18 protein-coding genes, 1 tRNA gene and 1 riboswitch are annotated in these 18008 nt (G+C 72.2%); of the genes, 5 read left to right on the top strand and 14 right to left on the bottom strand.

Annotated features, from left to right (window positions below):
• Positions 1 to 105: 105 nt before the first annotated feature.
• A complete protein-coding gene (locus ACO0M4_RS23680; protein WP_430372931.1) occupies positions 106 to 1473 on the bottom strand; it encodes a DUF445 domain-containing protein in 1368 nt (455 codons plus the stop codon).
• 395 nt (positions 1474 to 1868) lie between these two features.
• Here ACO0M4_RS23680 and ACO0M4_RS23675 point away from each other — a divergent pair, with 395 nt between their 5' ends.
• Positions 1869 to 3179, top strand: coding sequence for an SGNH/GDSL hydrolase family protein (locus ACO0M4_RS23675; RefSeq protein ID WP_430372930.1), 1311 nt, complete (start codon positions 1869 to 1871; stop codon positions 3177 to 3179).
• Between the two features lie 16 nt (positions 3180 to 3195).
• Here the strand turns inward: ACO0M4_RS23675 and ACO0M4_RS23670 are convergent, their stop codons facing one another.
• The 4 genes from ACO0M4_RS23670 to ACO0M4_RS23655 form a co-directional block, all read right to left on the bottom strand.
• On the bottom strand, positions 3196 to 3906 hold the full coding sequence (locus ACO0M4_RS23670) for a DUF1707 domain-containing protein (RefSeq protein WP_430372929.1): 711 nt from the start codon (positions 3904 to 3906) through the stop codon (positions 3196 to 3198).
• A gap of 9 nt (positions 3907 to 3915) precedes the next feature.
• Entirely contained in the window at positions 3916 to 4941 is a 1026-nt protein-coding gene (locus ACO0M4_RS23665) for an ABC transporter ATP-binding protein (RefSeq protein ID WP_430372928.1), read from the bottom strand.
• Positions 4942 to 4981: 40 nt separating this feature from the next.
• The gene (locus ACO0M4_RS23660; RefSeq protein WP_430373916.1) at positions 4982 to 5746 is read right to left on the bottom strand and encodes an ABC transporter permease; all 765 of its coding nucleotides are present in this window, start codon (positions 5744 to 5746) and stop codon (positions 4982 to 4984) included.
• A gap of 88 nt (positions 5747 to 5834) precedes the next feature.
• Positions 5835 to 6629 carry an ABC transporter permease gene (locus ACO0M4_RS23655; RefSeq protein ID WP_430372927.1) on the bottom strand — a complete coding sequence of 265 codons (795 nt, stop codon included), beginning with the start codon at positions 6627 to 6629 and terminating at the stop codon, positions 5835 to 5837.
• A 363-nt stretch (positions 6630 to 6992) separates the two neighbouring features.
• Between ACO0M4_RS23655 and ACO0M4_RS23650 the strand changes: the two genes are divergently transcribed.
• The gene (locus ACO0M4_RS23650) at positions 6993 to 9266 is read left to right on the top strand and encodes a transglycosylase domain-containing protein (protein ID WP_430372926.1); all 2274 of its coding nucleotides are present in this window, start codon (positions 6993 to 6995) and stop codon (positions 9264 to 9266) included.
• 38 nt (positions 9267 to 9304) lie between these two features.
• On the opposite strand, the gene ACO0M4_RS23645 is transcribed toward ACO0M4_RS23650, so the two are convergent.
• The 3 genes from ACO0M4_RS23645 to ACO0M4_RS23635 form a co-directional block, all read right to left on the bottom strand.
• Positions 9305 to 9625 (bottom strand): DMT family transporter, encoded by a 321-nt coding sequence (locus ACO0M4_RS23645; RefSeq protein WP_430372925.1) that lies wholly within the window; start codon positions 9623 to 9625, stop codon positions 9305 to 9307.
• Positions 9626 to 9656: 31 nt separating this feature from the next.
• Positions 9657 to 9729: riboswitch (guanidine-III (ykkC-III) riboswitch) on the bottom strand.
• Positions 9730 to 9772: 43 nt separating this feature from the next.
• Positions 9773 to 10075 carry a GroES family chaperonin gene (locus tag ACO0M4_RS23640; RefSeq protein WP_052287519.1) on the bottom strand — a complete coding sequence of 101 codons (303 nt, stop codon included), beginning with the start codon at positions 10073 to 10075 and terminating at the stop codon, positions 9773 to 9775.
• A 129-nt stretch (positions 10076 to 10204) separates the two neighbouring features.
• Positions 10205 to 10525: a DUF3618 domain-containing protein gene (locus ACO0M4_RS23635; RefSeq protein ID WP_189855787.1), complete on the bottom strand. Its 321-nt coding sequence runs from the start codon at positions 10523 to 10525 to the stop codon at positions 10205 to 10207.
• Positions 10526 to 10792: 267 nt separating this feature from the next.
• On the opposite strand from ACO0M4_RS23635, the gene bcp reads away from it, so the two are divergent.
• On the top strand, positions 10793 to 11260 hold the full coding sequence (bcp, locus tag ACO0M4_RS23630; protein ID WP_430372924.1) for a thioredoxin-dependent thiol peroxidase: 468 nt from the start codon (positions 10793 to 10795) through the stop codon (positions 11258 to 11260).
• Between the two features lie 81 nt (positions 11261 to 11341).
• On the opposite strand, the gene ACO0M4_RS23625 is transcribed toward bcp, so the two are convergent.
• Positions 11342 to 12619 (bottom strand): sensor histidine kinase, encoded by a 1278-nt coding sequence (locus tag ACO0M4_RS23625; RefSeq protein ID WP_430372923.1) that lies wholly within the window; start codon positions 12617 to 12619, stop codon positions 11342 to 11344.
• Positions 12619 to 13125 (bottom strand): hypothetical protein, encoded by a 507-nt coding sequence (locus ACO0M4_RS23620; protein WP_430372922.1) that lies wholly within the window; start codon positions 13123 to 13125, stop codon positions 12619 to 12621. The genes ACO0M4_RS23625 and ACO0M4_RS23620 overlap by 1 nt, the downstream gene beginning before the upstream one ends.
• 470 nt (positions 13126 to 13595) lie before the next feature.
• Here ACO0M4_RS23620 and ACO0M4_RS23615 point away from each other — a divergent pair, with 470 nt between their 5' ends.
• Both ACO0M4_RS23615 and ACO0M4_RS23610 read left to right on the top strand, forming a co-directional pair.
• Entirely contained in the window at positions 13596 to 15137 is a 1542-nt protein-coding gene (locus ACO0M4_RS23615; RefSeq protein ID WP_430372921.1) for an MFS transporter, read from the top strand.
• A gap of 184 nt (positions 15138 to 15321) precedes the next feature.
• Positions 15322 to 15404 (top strand) — tRNA-Leu (locus tag ACO0M4_RS23610).
• Positions 15405 to 15506: 102 nt separating this feature from the next.
• Here the strand turns inward: ACO0M4_RS23610 and rdgB are convergent.
• The 4 genes from rdgB to ACO0M4_RS23590 all read right to left on the bottom strand — a co-directional run bounded on the left by rdgB (position 15507) and on the right by ACO0M4_RS23590 (position 17890).
• Positions 15507 to 16142, bottom strand: coding sequence for an RdgB/HAM1 family non-canonical purine NTP pyrophosphatase (gene rdgB / locus ACO0M4_RS23605; RefSeq protein ID WP_430372920.1), 636 nt, complete (start codon positions 16140 to 16142; stop codon positions 15507 to 15509).
• 9 nt (positions 16143 to 16151) lie between these two features.
• Positions 16152 to 16571, bottom strand: coding sequence for a hypothetical protein (locus tag ACO0M4_RS23600; protein ID WP_430372919.1), 420 nt, complete (start codon positions 16569 to 16571; stop codon positions 16152 to 16154).
• 235 nt (positions 16572 to 16806) lie between these two features.
• Complete coding sequence (rph, locus tag ACO0M4_RS23595; protein WP_430372918.1) at positions 16807 to 17538, bottom strand: ribonuclease PH; 732 nt, start codon at positions 17536 to 17538, stop codon at positions 16807 to 16809.
• Between the two features lie 112 nt (positions 17539 to 17650).
• Positions 17651 to 17890, bottom strand: a complete 240-nt coding sequence (locus ACO0M4_RS23590) for a glucose PTS transporter subunit EIIB (protein WP_073442409.1) — start codon at positions 17888 to 17890, stop codon at positions 17651 to 17653.
• Positions 17891 to 18008 lie beyond the last annotated feature (118 nt).

Below are 18008 nucleotides of genomic sequence, written 5' to 3'. Positions count from 1 at the left end.
CCCGGGGCCCGGCCGGGTCAGCCGGTCAGCCGGTCAGCCGGTCAGCCGGTCAGCCGGTCAGCCGGTCAGCCGGTCAGCCGGTCAGCCGGTCAGCCGGTCAGCCGGTCAGCCGCCGAACGCCTGGGAGACGGCGTAGATGCACAGTCCGGCGAGGGCGCCGACGACCGTGCCGTTGATGCGGATGAACTGGAGGTCGCGGCCGATGTGCGCCTCGATCTTCTTCGAGGTGTGCTCGGCGTCCCAGCTCGCGACGGTGTCGGTGATCAGTGCGGTGATCTCGCTCCGATACGTCGTCACCACGTAGACGGCGGCGCCCTCCAGCCAGCCGTCGACCTTGCCGCGCAGCCGGCCGTCGGCGGCCAGCCGCCCGCCCAGGGAGAGCAGCGCCGCGCGCACCCGGAGCCGGAGTTCACTGCGCTCGTCCTCGGCGGCGGCCACGATCATCGCGCGGACCGCGCCCCAGGCGGAGGCGATCAGGTCCTGCACCTCGCCGCGGCCCAGCACCTCGGACTTGAGCCGTTCGACCTTCTCGCGGGTGCCCGGGTCGGACCGCAGGTCGCCGGCGAAGTCCGTCAGGAAGCGGTCCACCGCGCCGCGCGCCGGGTGCTCTGGCATGTCCCGCATCTCGGTGACGAAGCGCAGGAGTTCCTTGTAGACCCGGTCGCCCACCTTGCGGTCGACGAACCGGGGGGTCCAGCCGGGGGCGCCGCCGGAGACCGCGGAGACGACCGAGTCGCCGTGGTCGACCAGCCAGTCGTGGGCGCGGGCGCAGACCAGGTCCACCACCCGGGTGTGGCCGCCCTCGGCGACGATCTTCTCCAGCAGCGAGCCGATGCCGGGCGCGATCTCCTGGGCGTCGGCGCGGCGGGTGATGGCCTCGCCGACCACCGCCTGGACGTCGGAGTCGCGCAGCACGGTCAGCGCGCCGCGCAGCGCGGTGGACAGCTCGGCGGTGACCCGGTCGGCGTTCCGCGGTTCGGCGAGCCAGCTGCCGAGCCGGGCGCCGATGCCGACCGAGCGCAGCCGGCGGCGGATCACCTCGCCGGAGAGGAAGTTCTCCCCGACGAACTCGCCCAGGCTCTGCCCGAGCTGGTCCTTCTTGTTGGGGATGATCGCGGTGTGCGGGATCGGCAGGCCCATCGGCCGCTTGAACAGCGCGGTGACCGCGAACCAGTCGGCCAGCGCACCGACCATGCCGGCCTCGGCGGCCGCCGCGACGAAGCCGGTCCAGCCGCCAGCGCCGGCCGCGCCGGCCCACTTCGCCAGGGCGTACACCACGGCGACGAACAGCAGCAGGCCGGTCGCCAGGGCCTTCATCCGGCGGACGGCCCCCCGCTTCTCCTCGTCGGCGGCGCTGTAGCCGAAGCCGCCGGGCAGCGTGCGGCCACCCGGGGCGCCGCCCGGGGCCGGCACCGGCTCCACGGCCCGCGCCGTCCGCGGCCCCTGTGGCCCCTCCGTCTGGGTGCGTTCCATCCGCTCCACCACTCCCACCGTGTCCCCCGCCTTCCGTACGCCATCCGGTCCGCACCGCCCGTGCCGGCCGTACGGACCGGTGCGGAGCGGGCCGTGCGGGCCTCGGACGGGTCGCCGGGATCCGGTCGTGCCGGCCGTACGCCCGTATGTGTCCCACAGTGCCCTACTCCCGGAACCCCCCACGAGTTCCCGGTGCCCCGGACGCCGGGGCGGACCGGGGCGGCAGGCGGCCCCCCGGGGGTCCGTGGGATCATGGCCCCCCGGCCGGACCGCGACGGCACCGCCGTTCACCGGGCGTCCGAAGTCCGCACCTCCCAGGTCCGGGCATCCGGGTCCCGCCGCCCCTGCCCGCCCGGAGCGCGCAGCTCCGCCAGCCTCCAGGAGACGCCTGCGGCATGACCAGACGTGTGGGTTACTCCCTGCTCGCCGGCCTGGCGGCGTTGGTGCTGCTGATCTCGGCCGCCATATTCATCGGCTTCGGCGGCACCCGCGGCACCCCGGGCGGCGCTCCGCACGAACCGCAGACGTCGGCGGCGCCGGCGGTCTCCGGGCAGTGGGTCGGCACCTGGTCGGCGGCCGCGGCGTCGGCCGAGCCCGGCACTCAGGACGGCTACGCGCAGATGTCGATCCGGAACGTCGTCCACACCAGCGTCGGCGGCTCCAGCGCCCGGATCCGGCTCTCCAACCTCTACGGCACCCGCCCGCTGCCGCTCAGCCATGCCTCGCTCGCCCTGTCGGCGGGCAGCGGCGGCCCGATCGCCACGGCCGGCACGATGCGGCGGCTCACCTTCGGCGGCAAGCCCTCGGTGACCCTCCCGGTCGGCGGCGAGATCACCAGCGACCCGGTCCGGCTGAGCGTCCCCGGCAACGCCGACCTGCTGGTCACCACGTACTCCCCGGCCCCCTCGGGACCGGCCACCTATCACCCGTACGCCCGCCAGACGTCCTACCTGGCGCGCGGCGACCGCACCGAGGACACCACCGGCACCGCCTACACCGAGCAGAGCCCCTACTGGCGCTATCTGACCGGCGTGGATGTGTGGACCACCCAGGCGCACGGCGCGGTGGTGGCGATCGGCGACTCGATCACCGACGGCATCACCTCCACCCCGGGCGCCAACCACCGCTGGACCGACTTCCTCGCCGACCGGCTGCGCGTCGAGCCGGGCGCCCCCCGCTACGGCGTCCTCAACGCCGGCATCAGCGGCAACCGCCTGCTGACCGACGGCAACCGCCTCGCCCCCACCAACGGGCCCAGCCTGCTCTCCCGTCTGGACCGCGACGCGCTGTCCCGTACGGGCGTGAAGGCGGTGGTGGTCGAGGTCGGCGTGAACGACCTGTTCAAGGCCCCGCGCCAGCTCGACGCGCAGAAGATCGTCGCGGGCATGCGGGAGGTGGTGCACCGGGCGCACGCCCACGGGCTGCGGGTCACCGGCTCCACCCTCACCCCGTTCGGTGGGCACCGCGGCTACTCCCACCAGCTCAACGCGGTACGCGAACAGATCAACCACCTGATCCGCTCCGGCACCGTCTACGACGAGGTCGTCGACTTCGACCGGGCGCTGCGCGATCCGGCGCACCCGCTGCGGCTGCGGTCGGCCTACGACTCCGGGGACCATCTGCACCCCAGCGACACCGGCTACCGCGCGATGGCCGACGCGGTGGACCTCGACCACCTCCGGCAGGTCGCGCCCGCCGCGCTCTGAGCGCGGCGGCCCCCGGTCAGTCCAGTTCCCGGCGCTCCCGGCGCTCCTGCTTGAGCCGCCGCCGCTCCTCCTTGCGCTCGGCCTTCAGGCGCCGCTGCTCCTCCCTGGGCAGCTTGCGCTCCACGCCGACGCCGCCCATCAGGGCCAGCCCCGAGACGATCACCCGGGGCGCTCCGGGATCGCCCGGCACCCCGTCCTCCCGGGAGTCGAAACCGCCCATGATGCCCAGCCCGCGCATCTCGACCTCGACGCCCGGCGGCACGATGACGTTGACCCCGCCCATCAGCGCCCAGACGCTGATCTCGACCTCCCGGCCGGCGAAGTTGGCCTCGCGCAGGTCGAGTTCGCCGCCGCCCATGAGGCACACCGCGGTGAACCGGCGCCCGATCGTCCACCGGCCCTTGCGCTCGAAGCCGCCCATGACGGCGATGCCCGACGTGGAGCCCCTGGCGTCCTCCACGATCCGCTCGGACCAGGTCGCCACCGCGCCGTCGGCCGCCGGTTCCTTGCGGAGCGACAGCGGGGCCGGGGCCGGTGCGGCGGCCGGTAGGTCGGCGGTGATCCGCTCCAGTTCCCCGTAGGTGCGGGCCTGGTAGGCGGCGTCGAACCGCTCGTCGAACTCCGCCATGTCCAGCCGCCCCTCGGCGAGGGCGTCCCGCAGGATCTCGGTGACCCGCTCGCGGTCGGCGTCGGAGGCGCGCAACTGAGGGAGGCGTTCGTCAGTCATACGGACAGATTAGAGCGCGGCCCGCGCCGAGTCGCCCGGCTCGCGGCGGGCGGCGCCACCGCCCGCGTACAGCTCGGCGATCAGGGTCTCGATGTCGGGTTCGCGGACCGAGAGGTCCACCAGCGGATAGCGCGCGGCGACCGCCGTCACCAGGGGTGCCGCGCTGCGCGCCGCGGGGAACGCCAGCCACTGCCGGGGGCCGTCCACCTTGACCGTACGGGCCCCGGGGATGCCGTCGATGGGCGGGAGTTCCGCCGCCAGGTCCACCACCAGCGTCCGTTCGCCGTCCGCGGCCGCCCGCAGCCCGGCCAGGTCCCCGTCGAAGACCAGCCGCCCGTGGTCGATGACCATCACCCGGCGGCACAACTGCTCGATGTCGGTGAGGTCGTGGGTGGTGAGCAGGACCGTGGTGCCCCGTTCGGCGTTGACCTCGCGCAGGAACGTGCGGACCTTGGCCTTGCTGATGACGTCCAGGCCGATGGTCGGCTCGTCGAGGTAGAGCACCTCGGGGTCGTGCAGCAGCGCCGCCGTGATGTCGCCGCGCATCCGCTGGCCGAGCGAGAGTTGGCGGACCGGGACGTCCAACAACGGTGCCAGGTCGAGGAGTTCGATGCAGCGGTCGAGGTTGGCGCGGAAGACGTCGGCCGGGACCCGGTACATCCGGCGCACCAGCTCGAAGGAGTCCTTGAGCGGCAGGTCCCACCACAGGGTGGTGCGCTGTCCGAAGACCACGCCGATCCGGCGGGCGAGGCGGGTGCGTTCGCGGGACGGGTCGATGCCGGCGACCCGCAGTCGGCCGCCGCTGGGCACCAGGATGCCGGTCAGCATCTTGATGGTGGTGGACTTCCCGGCGCCGTTGGGTCCGATGTACCCGACCATCTCGCCGCGCGGCACGTCGAAGGTGAGGCCGTCGACGGCCCGCACCTGGTGCCGGGTCCGCCGCAGCCGGCCCGCCCTGCGCCGTACGGTGAAGATCTTCTCGACGCCGGCCAGCTCGATCAGCGGCTCCGCGTCCGTCGCGTTCGTTCCGCTCATGCCCGCAACTCCCCTTCATTCATGACTTTTTGATGTGCTGTCAGCTGCCGGTGCTGCGGTAGGCGCGGATGCCGTGCCGCCAGGCCAGCGCGGCGCCCGCGACCATCAGCGCGGCCACCGCCGGCCCCAGGAAGGCGGTCCAGACCGGCAGCCCGAGGGGGTAGGGGCGGCCCAGCACCCACAGCGCGGGCAGCCAGTTGACGAAGGCCAGCGGGATGATGAAGGTGACCCCGCGCACCAGGTCCCGGGCGAACACCGTCGGCGGGTACTGGAGCAGGGCGTTGCCGCCGTAGGTGAGGGAGTTCTGCAGCTCGGCGGCGTCCTGCGCCCAGAACTGGAAGGCCGCCCCGGCGGTGTAGACCGCGCCGAAGATCACCGCGCCGCAGACCGCCATCAGCGGCACCATCAGGACCCGGCCCACCGTCCACTCCACGTCGAGCCGACCGACCGACCAGAGCAGCACCAGCAGCCCCTGGACGGTGCGGCCCAGCCGGCGCAGCGCGAAGCGGTCCGCGGCGATCTGGACGTAGACCGGGGCAGGGCGCAGCAGCAGGGTGTCGAGGGTGCCGTCGCGGATCCGGGCGCCGAGCCGCTCCACGTTGCCGATCACCAGGTCCGCCAGGCCCAGCGCCAGACCACAGGTGCCGTAGAGGAAGGCGACCTCGGGGAGGGTGAAGCCGCCGAGCGCGTCGACGCGGGAGAACATCAGCAGGATCGCGACGAAGTCCAGCCCGCTGGCGGCGAAGTTGCCGAACGTCATCAGGGCGAACGACGTCCGGTAGGTGAGCGTGGAGCGCACCCACATCCAGGCGATCAGTCCGAACGCGAACAGCCCGTGCCGCAGGGCGCGCAGCCGGCCGTCGTCCGCACCGTCGGGGCGGTGCGCAGGCGCGCTAGCCACCGTGCACCACCACCTTGCGGGTGGCGGCCGACTGCATCAGCCGTCCCAGCGCCAGCAGCGCCGCCGCCCAGGCCACCTGGAACGCCAGCCCGCGCAGCAGCGCCCCGCCGGTCCGGACGCCGATCAGGACGTCGGCCGGCACCTGGAGGAGCGCCGCCCACGGCAGGAGTTGGGCGAGGTCGGCGAAGCCGCCGGGGAAGACCCGCAGCGGCAGCACCATCCCGGAGAAGAACATGCACGACAGCCCGCTGACCAGGGCCAGTCCGGAGCTGTCCAGCAGCCAGAACGCCGACAGCGCCACGAGGTAGCGCAGCGCGAAGCTGACCACCACGCCCAGCAGCGCCGACACCAGGAACCAGCCCCAGGTCAGCGGATTGCCGGGGAGCGCCAGCGGGAACGCCAGGGCGCCCACCGCCAGCGGCACCACCCCGCGCCCGATCATCTGGAGCCCGGCCCGGCCCAGGTCCGCGGCGAGCCACCACAGCTGGAGGTCGGCCGGCCGGTAGAGGTCCACCGCGATGTCGCCGCTGCGGATCCGGTCCTGGAGCTCGTCCAGCCCCCCGGTGGCGATCATGGCGACGGCCAGCAGCGCCTGCCCCGCCCAGACGAAGGTCAGTGCCTGCGCCTGCCCGTAGCCGCCCAGGTGTGGCCGCTGGTCCCACAGGGCGAGGTAGGTGTAGGCGACGATGAAGCCGAAGACGGTGTTGGTGGCGACGCCCGCGACGGTGGCGGAGCGGTAGGTGGCGTACCGCCGGAAGCTGCCGGCCGCCACTGCCACGTACAACACGCCGTGCTCCCTCAGCTCTTGGCCGACCCCGGCCTGGGTCATGCAGACGGGAAGCATCGGAGCCTAAGGCCCGCCTGCGGTGGGCACCATCGATTTATCACTCGTCCGGGTGAGGCGTGGGCGCCATTCAGCCGGGCACCGGGCGGGCGCGGGTGCGCGCCACGCCGGGTGCCCGGGACAGATGATGCGAAAGTTACCTATCGGGTGTTCGTCGCCTTTCCGGCACAGCGCAGAAAACACCGCACTGCACTCCGTACGACCCCGCACCCCGGTACGACACCGGACCTGACCCCGCACCGGTCCTGACACGACACCGCTCCGCCGCGGCACAACCTTCGGCGGCGGCCGAGGAGTCACACAGACATGAGCGACGACGCGCGGCACGACGGCATGGGCAGCGAGGCCGACGAGCCCGACGAGGAGAGGGCCGCCCGCCCCCGGCGCACCGGTTGGCGCCGACTCCTGCCCACCTGGCGGATGCTGTTGGGGTCGGTCCTGCTCTTCCTGCTGCTGATCGTGGGCGGGTTGACCGCCGGCTACCTCCTCGTCGACATCCCGCCCGCCAACAGCGCGGCGAAGGCGCAGAGCAACGTCTACCTGTACTCCGACGGCACGGAACTGGCCCGCGACGGCGACGTCAACCGCGAGAACGTACCGCTCGGTCAGGTCCCCAGGACCGCCCAGCGGGCCGTACTCGCCGCCGAGGACCGGGACTTCTACTCCGAGTCCGCGGTCGACCCGGCCGCGATGCTGCGGGCCGCCTGGAACACCGTTACAGGGAAGGGCAAGCAGTCCGGCTCCACCATCACCCAGCAGTACGTCAAGAACTACTACCTCGGCCAGGAACAGACCCTCACCCGCAAGGCCAAGGAGTTCTTCATCGCCATCAAGCTGGACCGCGAGGTGAGCAAGGACGAGATCCTCCAGGGCTACCTCAACACCAGCTACTACGGCCGCAACGCCTACGGCATCCAGGCCGCCGCCCAGGCGTACTACGGCAAGAACGTAGGCGCCCTCACCACCGCCGAGGGCGCCTACCTCGCCGCGCTGCTCAACGCCCCCAGCGCGTACGACATCACCGCCCACCCCGAGAACCGACCGCGCGCCCTGGCCCGTTGGAACTACGTCCTGGACGGCATGGTCAAACAGAAGTGGCTCGGCCGCGCCGAACGCGCCGGGCTGGCCTTCCCCGCCCTCACCAAGGCCCGCGCCTCCGCCGGCCTCTCCGGCCAGCGCGGCTACCTCGTCGAAGCGGTCCGGGACTACCTCACCGACCACGACGTCATCGACGAGGACACCCTGCGGGCCGGCGGCTACCGCATCACCACCACCATCGACCGCAAACGGCAGAACGCCTTCGTCAAGGCCGTCCGCACCCAGCTGATGGACCAGCTCAGCGACGGCCGCGCGGTCGACGGCTACGTCCGGGCCGGCGGCGCCTCCATCGACCCCGGCACCGGCCACGTCGTCGCCCTCTACGGCGGCATCGACTACGCCAAGCAGTACGTCAACAGCGCCACCCGCCGCGACTACCAGGTCGGCTCCACCTTCAAACCGCTGGTCTTCGCCTCCGCCGTGCAGAACGGCTCCATCACCCAGGACGGCTCCCCGATCACCCCCAACACCGTCTACGACGGCACCAGCAAACGGATGACGGTCAGTCACGGCCGCCCCACCGGCTTCGCCCCCGGCAACGAGGACGACCGCTCCTACGGCCCGATCACCGTCACCGAGGCCACCGACAAGTCCGTCAACGCGGTCTACGCCCAGATGGGCATCGACGTCGGCCCGGACACCGTCCGCAAGACCGCGGTCGCCCTCGGCATCCCCGCCAAGACCCCCAGCCTCGCCACCTCCCAGGGCGCCATCTCCCTGGGCACCGCGACCCCCAGCGTGCTGGACATGACCCAGGTCTACGCGACCCTCGCGCACCACGGCCGGCAGCTCCCCTACACCCTGGTCGACCGCGTCACCAAGGACGGCGAGGCCCTCGACCTCCCGGAGCGCGAGGAGACCACCGCCGTCGAGCGGGCCGCCGCCGACACCACCACCCAGATCCTGCGCAGCGTCGTCGACGGCGGCACCGGCACCGCCGCCCAGGGCGCCGGCCGCCCGGCGGCCGGCAAGACCGGCACCGCGGAGTATGACAAGGCCGCCTGGTTCGCCGGCTACACCCCCGACCTGGCCACCGTCGTCGCCGTCCTGGGCCAGCACCCGGAGACCGCCGTCCAGGAACCGCTCTACGGCGCGGCCGGGCGGGACCGTCTCAACGGCGGCGACTTCCCCGCCCAGATCTGGGCCGACTACACCGCGGCGGCGCTCACCGGCCGCCCCGTCCACGACTTCGACCTCCAGCTCCAGGACGGCGCCGAGCCGAGCCTGTCCGCCTCGCCGTCCGCCGACGGCTCGGAGTCGGCGAGCGCCTCGACCTCACCGAGCACCGGCCCGTCCGGCAGCGTCACCCCCACCGACACCGGGGCGCCGACCGGGACCGGCGCCCCCACCGGGCCGACCGGCGCACCGACCCTCCCGCCGATCCCCACCGAAGTGCCGACGACCGCCGAACCCACCGAGGAGTTCCCGACGGTGGGCCCGCCGGACGCCGACGACTACGCGCAACGGTGGGGCGGCGGATAGCCGGCGGCCGCGGGCCGACGGCCATCCGCCGGCCCGCGTCAGTGACCCGACGTGGCCTTCAAGCCGACCACGGCCACCAGCAGCAAACAGATGAAGAAGATCCGCGCGGCGGTCATGGGCTCGCCGAGCACCAGCATCCCGATCACCGCCGCACCGGCCGCGCCGATGCCGACCCAGACGCCGTAGGCGGTGCCGATCGGCAGGGTCCGGGCCGCGTAGGAGAGCAGCACCATGCTGGCGACGATGCCCGCGCCGGTGGCGACACTGGGCCACAGCCGGGTGAATCCGTCGGTGAACTTCATCCCGATCGACCAGCCGACCTCCAACAGGCCGGCGACGACGAGCAGAATCCATGCCATGACGGCACCTCCGTGAAAGGACTTCAACAGGGGTGCGTCGTCTTGTCCTGACCCGGTACGGCGCGTCTCGTCGGGTTGTCCCCGAGGCTAGCAAAGGGCTCCCCCGCAGGTGGTGATGTGGATCACCGCCCGCGGGGAGCCGCGTCACTACAGGTACAGGCCGGTCGAGTCCTCCGCGCCCTCCAGGCGCTCCGCGGCCACCGCGTGCAGGTCGCGCTCGCGCATCAGCACGTACGCCACCCCGCGCACCTCGACCTCGGCCCGGTCCTCGGGGTCGTACAGGACCCGGTCGCCCACCTCGACGGTCCGTACGTTCTGCCCTACCGCGACCACCTCGGCCCAGGCCAGGCGACGGCCGACCGCCGCGGTCGCGGGGATGACGATGCCGCCGGACGAGCGGCGCTCGCCTTCGGGGATGTCCGTCCGGACCAGCACACGGTCGTGCAGCATCCGGATCGGCAGCTTGTCGTGGGTGTCCTTGGCGTTATTCGGGCTCACGGCATGACCGTACCTGTCCGGCGGCGACGATCATGCACCGCGGGCCGGATCGGAAGGGCCCGACCGGCCCCGCGAGCGGGCTTACTTGTGCCGCTTCTTGGAGCCCAGCGCCAGCAGGCCCACCACGGCCACGCCGATCATGGCCACCGGAATGATCCGCTCCAGGCGGGGCGCCCCGTCCTCGGACACCAGCTGGCCGCGCACATCCGACACCAGGCGGTTGACGGCCACGTAGGCCCGTCCCGCCGTGCGGTCCACGGCCGCGGACGCCTTCGCCTTCGCATCGTCCATGATCGTCTTCGGGTGCAGTCGAACGCCGATCTCGTCGAGCGTCACGGCGAGATCCTGCCGCCTGCGGACGATGTCCGCCTCGATCTGCGCAGGGGTCCTGGCTTCCGACACCGCGCCGCCTCCGTCATCTCGTGCCGATGCGTACAAGGGCCGGACACGTTCCGGATCTGCCCCGTACGGAGCCGGCCACCGTGATCAGCGGCCGATTCGTGAAGGACAGTCTGTCAGCTCGCACCGGCGGGCGCCCCACAGCACCCCCGTTTCGCGCCGCCGGGGCGCCCCCACCGCCGGCTGACGCATGCCGGGGCGGCCCGCTGGCCTAATGTCAGGGACGTACCGACCCACCCTCAGGACCCTGCAAGGAGACGGAGACCCACCATGAGCGAGCGACTCCAGCCCGGCGACACCGCGCCCGCCTTCACGCTCCCCGATGCCGACGGCAAGCAGGTCTCGCTCGCCGACCACAAGGGACGCAAGGTCATCGTCTACTTCTACCCGGCCGCGCTGACCCCCGGCTGCACCAAGCAGGCCTGCGACTTCACCGACAACCTCGACTTCCTGGCCGGCCACGGCTACGACGTCATCGGCATCTCCCCCGACAAGCCGGAGAAACTCGCGAAGTTCCGCGAGACGGAGGACCTCAAGGTCACCCTGCTCGGTGACCCGGACAAGGAGATCCTCACCGCCTACGGCGCCTTCGGCGAGAAGAAGCTCTACGGCAAGACGGTGACCGGAGTGATCCGTTCCACCGTCATCGTCGACGAGGACGGCAAGGTCGAGCGCGCGCTGTACAACGTCAAGGCCACCGGCCATGTCGCCAAGATCATCAAGGATCTGGCGCTGTAACGCCGTTACAGCCGTCGGACCGGCGGTAGAGCCGTCGGACCGGCAGCGGACCGACCCGGCCTACGGCGGACCGGACCGGGCCTACGGCGCCGGCGCCGCCTCCGGGGCCGTCACCACGGCCCGGTCCGGCAGCTCCAGCACGGCCTCGGCGCCGCCGCCCGCGGCGGCGCCGAACTCCAGCCGCGCCCCCAGCACCTCCGCCTGCCCGGCCGCGATCGTCAACCCCAGCCCGTGCCCCGTACCGCGCTCCGGCGCCGCCGTACGGAACCGCCGCGGTCCCTCCGCACACAGCTCCGCCGGATACCCCGGCCCGTGGTCCCGCACCACGATCCGCGCTCCGGCGACCACCACCTCGATCGGCGGCTGGCCGTGCTTGGCCGCGTTCGCCAGCAGGTTCACCAGCACCCGCTCCACCCGCCGCCGGTCCGTCTCCACGATCTGCGGCTCGCCCTCGACCGTCACCGACACCGCGAGGTCGTCCACCCCGCGCTGCCGCGCCGCCCGCTTCACGATCCCGCGGACCAGCGACGGCAGCTCACAGGCGTCCAGATCGGCCCGCTCCACCCCCGCGTCCAGCCGCGAGACTTCCAGCAGGTCCTCCACCAGCCGTCGCATCGCCTGCGCCCGGTCCCGCACCAGCTCCACCGCCCGCGGCTCCGGCAGCAGCTCGGCCGCCGCCACCAGACCCGCCACCGGCGTCCGCAGCTCGTGCGCCACATCCGCGGTGAACTCCCGCTCCGCCTGCGCCTGGGCCGCCAACGACGTCGCCATGTGGTGGACGCTGCGCCCCAACTCGGCCACCTCGTCCCGGCCGTTGCTGGCCAACGCTTCCGCGTCCGGCGGCTCCCCCGCCGCGATCCGGCGCGCCGCCGCCGCGCTGAGCCGCAGCCGCCGCGACAACCGCTGCGACACGAACCACGACACCACCGCCATCAGCACGACCGTGCCGCACCCGGCGATCAGCAGCGCCCGGTCCAGCGCCACCTGCGCCGGATCGTCGGCCGGGAACGCCGCCGACACCGACAGCGAGCGCGTCGGCCGGTCGGCGTCCCCGCCGACCCCGGTGGCCGCCCACACCCGCGGGTCGTCGCCCCCGCTGAGATACGTCCCCGAACGGTTGTGGAACACCGCCTCCCGCAGTGGTGACGGCAGCGTCGCGTCGTCCAGCTGCGCGCCCAGCGCCAGCGTCCCGTCCCGCTCGTAGATCTGCAGCGCCGAACTCAGCCGCTCGTCCTGATAGGACCGGGCCGACCGCTCCCGCTCGACGTCCGCGATGTGGTGCACGGCGAACCCGAGCACCACCACCGCAAGCGCCGTCATACCCGAAATGGCCAGGGCGATCCGGCCTCGAATGCCCATCACGCGAGGTTGTACATCTCCGTCGTGTCACCGAGCGGCGTGGAGCCGTCGTAGGTCACTTCCAGCCCCGTGAAGGCCCGCGCGCCGTCGACCTCCTTCGCGCCGTAGAGCCGGAACGTCGCCCGGTACCCGGCGTCCGTGCCGACCCCCGCCGCGGTCTTCTCGACCTGCACCACGCCCCGGCCCTCGGCCTCGTCGGCGTCGTAGCGGTCCCAGGTGATCGCGGTCGCCACCATCCCGGCGTCAGCGCAGGTCAGCGTGATCACCCGGGGCCTGATCTCCGGCTCCCCGATCCCGCAGTCGCGGACGCCCGGGAGACCTTCGGTCGGCCGACCGTCGGACTTCACGTCCTGGACGGCCGAGGTCTTCGGCGCGGCGTCCACCGCCGACGCCCGGTCCGACGCCTGGCCGAACCACACCCCGCCGGCCGCCAGCGCGGTCACCACGACAAAGGCCACCAGGGCGGTGCGCCCGCGCCTCCAGCGGGCCTCTTCGCGGTCGGTCATCACACACTCCTCCCGGGGCACCTTCGCCCCGTCAACCCCACCAGCAAACACGACCGCCGCGGCAGCCCCGCACCCGCACCGACCCGGAACCGGCCGGGAACCGGCCACGGGCACTTCGACATCACCCGACGGCTGCCACTTCCTGCGACGAAAGGGCACCCTTCGGCGGGCCTGCGACAAAAAAGGGCGGTTTCGTCACCGCCACTCTCCTCTCCCCCCGACACAGGCTGATTGCCCGAATGCTGCGGTGACCGCTCGGCTTTGTACCAGTCGTGTAACAAGCCGCCGCCGCACGACAACCCTCCACCCCCTCTGACGTGCGCCGTACGGACCGGCTCCACGTGACATAGCTCGCGTTCGCCGTTCACAGTGTTTTGACCCGCCCTCCAGCGTGCAGGCGCACCCGTCGTAGCTCCAACACCCCGTCCGCGTAACCGAACCGCGCGCTGACCGACCGGGAGGACCGCCGCGTGCCGCACCTCAGTTCCGAAGACAGCCACTCCACGCCGGAGCCGGACCGGGAGGCACGCAGACGTCACTGGGCGCTCTTCCGCGTCATCGACCGACGCCGCAACCCGCGGCTCCGCCGCACCGACATCACCGTCACCGACGAACCGACCGTCCGCCGCGCGGTGAAGGCCGCCGCCCTCGGCAACGCCATGGAATGGTTCGACTTCGGGATCTACAGCTACCTGGCCCTCACCATCGGCAAGGTCTTCTTCCCCGGCGGCAGCGCCACCACCAGCCTGCTGTCTTCGTTCGCCACCTTCGCCGTGGCCTTCCTCGTACGGCCCCTGGGCGGCGCCTACTTCGGCCCCCTCGGCGACCGCATCGGCCGCAAGAAGGTGCTCGCCCTCACCATGATCATGATGGCGGTGGGCACCCTCTGCATCGGCCTCATCCCGTCCTACGCGACCATCGGCCTGTGGTCCCCCGCCCTCCTCATCCTCTTCCGCATGATCCAGGGCTTCTCGACCGGTGGTGAATACGGCGGCGCCTCGACCTTCATCGCCGAATACGCCCCCGACAAGAAGCGCGGCTATTTCGGCAGCTTCCTGGAAATGGGCACCCTGATCGGCTACACCGCCGCCGCGGGAATCGTCCTCGTGCTCAACACCACGCTGGGCCCGGACGCCATGCTCAGCTGGGGCTGGCGCGTCCCCTTCCTCGTCGCCGGCCCGCTCGGCCTGGTCGGTCTCTACCTCCGGCTCCGGCTCGACGAGACCCCGGCCTTCCAGAAATTCGAGGCCGCGCAGGCCCACGCGCCCACCGATTCCCCCGCCCGGGCCGAGGAGGATCTCGGCCACCTCCCCGCCACCACCCCGGGGAAGAAGCTGGGCGAAATCCTCACCCAGCACTGGCCCGCACTCATCCTCTGCATCGCCCTGGTCGGCGCCTACAACATCACCGACTACATGCTCCTGTCCTACATGCCGACCTATCTCACGGACACCCTCAAATACAACGAGACCCACGGCCTGCTGATCCTGCTGGTCACCATGGTCGTCCTCACCTGCCTGCTCCCCACCGTCGGGAAACTCAACGACCGCTACGGCCGCAAACCCCTCCTCATGACCGGAATGCTGGGCTTCCTGTTCCTCGCCATCCCGGCGTTCCTCCTGGTCAAACAGGGCTCCCTGCTCACCGTTTCGTGCGGAATGGCCCTCCTCGGCCTCTCCCTCCTCTGCCTCCTGGGCACCATGTCCGCGGCCCTGCCCGCCCTCTTCCCCACCAGCGTCCGCTACGGCTCCCTCTCCATCGGCTACAACCTCGCGGTCTCCCTGTTCGGCGGTACCACCCCGCTGGTCATCACCGCCCTCATGGACGCCTTCGACAAGAACGTCATGGTGCCCGCGTACTACACGATGGGCGCCGCCCTCGTCGGCGTCATCGCCGTCGCCTGCATGAAGGAAACCGCCCAACAGCCCCTCGAAGGCTCCCCGCCCTCCGTCGCCACCAAGGAAGAGGCGCTCGCCCTCATCTCCGCCCGCACCCCCGAACCGCGCTTCTGACCCCACCCCGCAACCGGGCGTATCCGCCGCCGCGTTGGCCCTTCTGCCGGTTCGCTCGGGGCGCGGGGGCGGTCGGGCCACCGCCTCAATGCGGTGTCACGGCGGGCATCGCCCCAGGGCAGCGGCCTATTCACCCACCCGAACCCCGTCGCGACCGCCGGGCCGATATCATGGCTGGCAGCTGGCGGCGGTGGTGCAATGGCGACACAGCTGGTTTAGGTCCAGTGACCCGTTAAGGGTTTGAGGGTTCGAATCCCTTCCGCCGCACACTAACGGCCTGCGAACCAGAGGTATTGGTTCGCAGGCCGTTGCCGTGCGTAGAGGTCCGGCCCAGGGGCCCGGGGCCCGTCCGGTGGGTCAGGACAGGCCCTAGCCCAACAACTCCCGCACCACCGGGGCCAGCGCCCGGAACGCCTTGCCGCGGTGGCTGATGGCGTTCTTCTCGGCGGGGGTCAGTTCGGCGCAGGTCCGGCTTTCGCCGTGGGGCTGGAGGACGGGGTCGTAGCCGAAGCCACCGGTGCCGGCGGGGGTGCGGCGGAGGATGCCGTCGAGGGTGCCCTCGACGACCCGCTCGGTGCCGTCGGGGAGGGCGAGGGCCGCGGCGCAGGCGAAGTGCGCGGCGCGGTGTTCGTCGGCGATGTCGGAGAGCTGGGCGAGGAGCAGGTCGAGGTTGGCCTGGTCGTCGCCGTGCCGGCCGGCCCAGCGGGCGGAGAAGATGCCGGGGGCGCCGCCGAGGACGTCGACGCAGAGGCCGGAGTCGTCGGCGACGGCCGGGTGGCCGGTGGCCTGCGCGAGTGCGTGCGCCTTGAGGAGGGCGTTCTCGGCGAAGGTGACGCCGGTTTCCTTGACGTCGGGGACGTCGGGATAGGCGTCGGCGCCGACGAGTTCGACGTCGAGGTCGGCCGCGGCGAGGATGGCGCGGAGTTCGGCGATCTTGCCGGTGTTGCGGGTGGCGAGGACGAGGCGGTGGTGGGCTGCGGGGCGGTCGCCGGTTTGTGACTCCATGGGACGCGATTATTCCTTGTCGCCCGGGGTGCAGGCGGTGGTGATCCGGTTCGCCGCCTGGCCGATGGGGGTGAGGTCGGGGGCCCGGTTCTCGTCGATGGCCTTGCGGGCATCCTTGATGCCGGCGTTCATCGCGGCGACGGCCTTGGTGAGCTCGGGGTCGTCGGTGGACGCACCGAGCTTGCGCAGGTCGGTGTCGAGGGCGTCCAGGGCCTTGTTGGCTTCCTGGGGGTCGTCGAGGGCCTGGTCGGCGGCCGTGCGGAGGTGGTCGACACCGTTGACGAGGGTGCTGGCGGTGTTGGCGCAGTCCACGGCCTTCTGGACGGCGCCGCAGGCGGTCAGCAGCGGGAGCGCGAGGGTGGCGGCGGCCAACGCGGCGAGCGCGGTGGCGGCGGGACGGCGCGGGCGGAGGCGGTGAGGGCGGTCCATGGAGCGTTCCTTCCCTTGGGACGTACGGGGGACGCGTACGGGTGCCGGGGCGGTGTGCGGTACGGCGGTGGCGTACGGCGGGCTCGGCACGGGGGGAAACGCAGGGCGGGGAAGGGGGGTTGCCCGGTGCGTGGGGGCGGGGGTCGCTCATTGACCGGGCGGGTGGAGAGGCAGGGCGGGGGAAGCGGGGCGGAGGGCTGTGTGCCGGCCCCGCTCCCCCGGTGGGCGCGTCCGGTCAGAGGGTGCGGGCCAACGCTTCCTGCTGGGCGGCGTCGAGGGAGGTGCAGCCGGCGACGGCGAGGTCGAGCAGGGAGTTGAGTTCGTCGCGGGCGAAGGGCGCGGCTTCGGCGGTGCCCTGGACCTCGACGAAGCGGCCGTCGCCGGTGCAGACGACGTTCATGTCGGTCTCGGCGCGGACGTCCTCCTCGTAGCAGAGGTCGAGGAGCGGGACGCCGTCGACGATGCCGACGCTCACGGCGCTGACGGTGCCGGCGAGCGGGCGGCGGCCGTGCTTGATGAGCTTCTTGCCCTGGGCCCAGCTGATGGCGTCGGCGAGGGCGACGTAGGCGCCGGTGATGGCGGCGGTGCGGGTGCCGCCGTCGGCCTGGAGGACGTCGCAGTCCAGGACGACGGTGTTCTCGCCGAGGGCCTTGAAGTCGATGACGGCGCGCAGCGAGCGGCCGATCAGGCGGGAGATCTCGTGGGTGCGGCCGCCGATCTTGCCGCGGACGGATTCCCGGTCCCCGCGGGTGTTGGTGGAGCGGGGCAGCATCGCGTATTCGGCGGTGACCCAGCCTTCGCCGGTGCCCTTGCGCCAGCGCGGTACGCCTTCGGCGACAGAGGCGGTGCAGAAGACTTTGGTGTCGCCGAAGGAGACGAGGACGGAGCCTTCGGCGTGCTTGCTCCAGCCGCGTTCGATGGTGACGGGGCGGAGCTGTTCGGGGGTGCGGCCGTCGATGCGAGACATGGCTCCGACCCTATCGGCTACACGGAGGGCCTCGTTTCCGGTGCTTCCGGTGCCGGGAACACCGGAAACACCGAGAAGACCGAGAGACGAGGCCCTGGTCAGGAGCGGTGGCTCACATCATGTCTTCGATCTCGGCGGCGATGGGGTCGGCGTCGGTGCCGATGACGACCTGGATGGCAGTGCCCATCTTCACGACGCCGTGGGCGCCGGCGGCCTTGAGGGCGGCGTCGTCGACGAGGGAGGCGTCGTTGACCTCGGTGCGGAGGCGGGTGATGCAGCCCTCGACCTCCTCGATGTTGTCGAGTCCGCCGAGCCCGGCGACGATCTTCTCAGCCTTGGTGGCCATGTCCACTCCTGCTTGTCTCGGCCGTCGGCGGTTCCGCCGCGCGGTTTTCACACGGTAACGCACGTTCAGCCCACTTCCGTGGGCGTTTATCCGCTACCTGGCGAAGGATGGCGATCATCGGAGG

This window comes from Streptomyces sp. RGM 3693 (assembly GCF_050471125.1).
Classification (GTDB): domain Bacteria; phylum Actinomycetota; class Actinomycetes; order Streptomycetales; family Streptomycetaceae; genus Streptomyces.
This window is presented reverse-complemented; position numbering and strand designations above follow the sequence as displayed.

Excerpts from the sequence above, each read along its gene's own strand:
- ACO0M4_RS23650 (WP_430372926.1), top strand. The coding sequence starts at position 6,993 with ATGAGCGACGACGCGCGGCACGACGGCATGGGCAGCGAGGCCGACGAG.
- rdgB (WP_430372920.1), bottom strand. The coding sequence starts at position 16,142 with ATGGAGTCACAAACCGGCGACCGCCCCGCAGCCCACCACCGCCTCGTC.
- ACO0M4_RS23675 (WP_430372930.1), top strand. The coding sequence starts at position 1,869 with ATGACCAGACGTGTGGGTTACTCCCTGCTCGCCGGCCTGGCGGCGTTG.
- ACO0M4_RS23600 (WP_430372919.1), bottom strand. The coding sequence starts at position 16,571 with ATGGACCGCCCTCACCGCCTCCGCCCGCGCCGTCCCGCCGCCACCGCG.
- ACO0M4_RS23620 (WP_430372922.1), bottom strand. The coding sequence starts at position 13,125 with ATGACCGACCGCGAAGAGGCCCGCTGGAGGCGCGGGCGCACCGCCCTG.
- bcp (WP_430372924.1), top strand. The coding sequence starts at position 10,793 with ATGAGCGAGCGACTCCAGCCCGGCGACACCGCGCCCGCCTTCACGCTC.
- ACO0M4_RS23660 (WP_430373916.1), bottom strand. The coding sequence starts at position 5,746 with ATGTGGGTGCGCTCCACGCTCACCTACCGGACGTCGTTCGCCCTGATG.
- rph (WP_430372918.1), bottom strand. The coding sequence starts at position 17,538 with ATGTCTCGCATCGACGGCCGCACCCCCGAACAGCTCCGCCCCGTCACC.
- ACO0M4_RS23645 (WP_430372925.1), bottom strand. The coding sequence starts at position 9,625 with ATGGCATGGATTCTGCTCGTCGTCGCCGGCCTGTTGGAGGTCGGCTGG.
- ACO0M4_RS23680 (WP_430372931.1), bottom strand. The coding sequence starts at position 1,473 with ATGGAACGCACCCAGACGGAGGGGCCACAGGGGCCGCGGACGGCGCGG.
- ACO0M4_RS23640 (WP_052287519.1), bottom strand. The coding sequence starts at position 10,075 with ATGCTGCACGACCGTGTGCTGGTCCGGACGGACATCCCCGAAGGCGAG.
- ACO0M4_RS23670 (WP_430372929.1), bottom strand. The coding sequence starts at position 3,906 with ATGACTGACGAACGCCTCCCTCAGTTGCGCGCCTCCGACGCCGACCGC.
- ACO0M4_RS23625 (WP_430372923.1), bottom strand. The coding sequence starts at position 12,619 with ATGGGCATTCGAGGCCGGATCGCCCTGGCCATTTCGGGTATGACGGCG.
- ACO0M4_RS23665 (WP_430372928.1), bottom strand. The coding sequence starts at position 4,941 with ATGAGCGGAACGAACGCGACGGACGCGGAGCCGCTGATCGAGCTGGCC.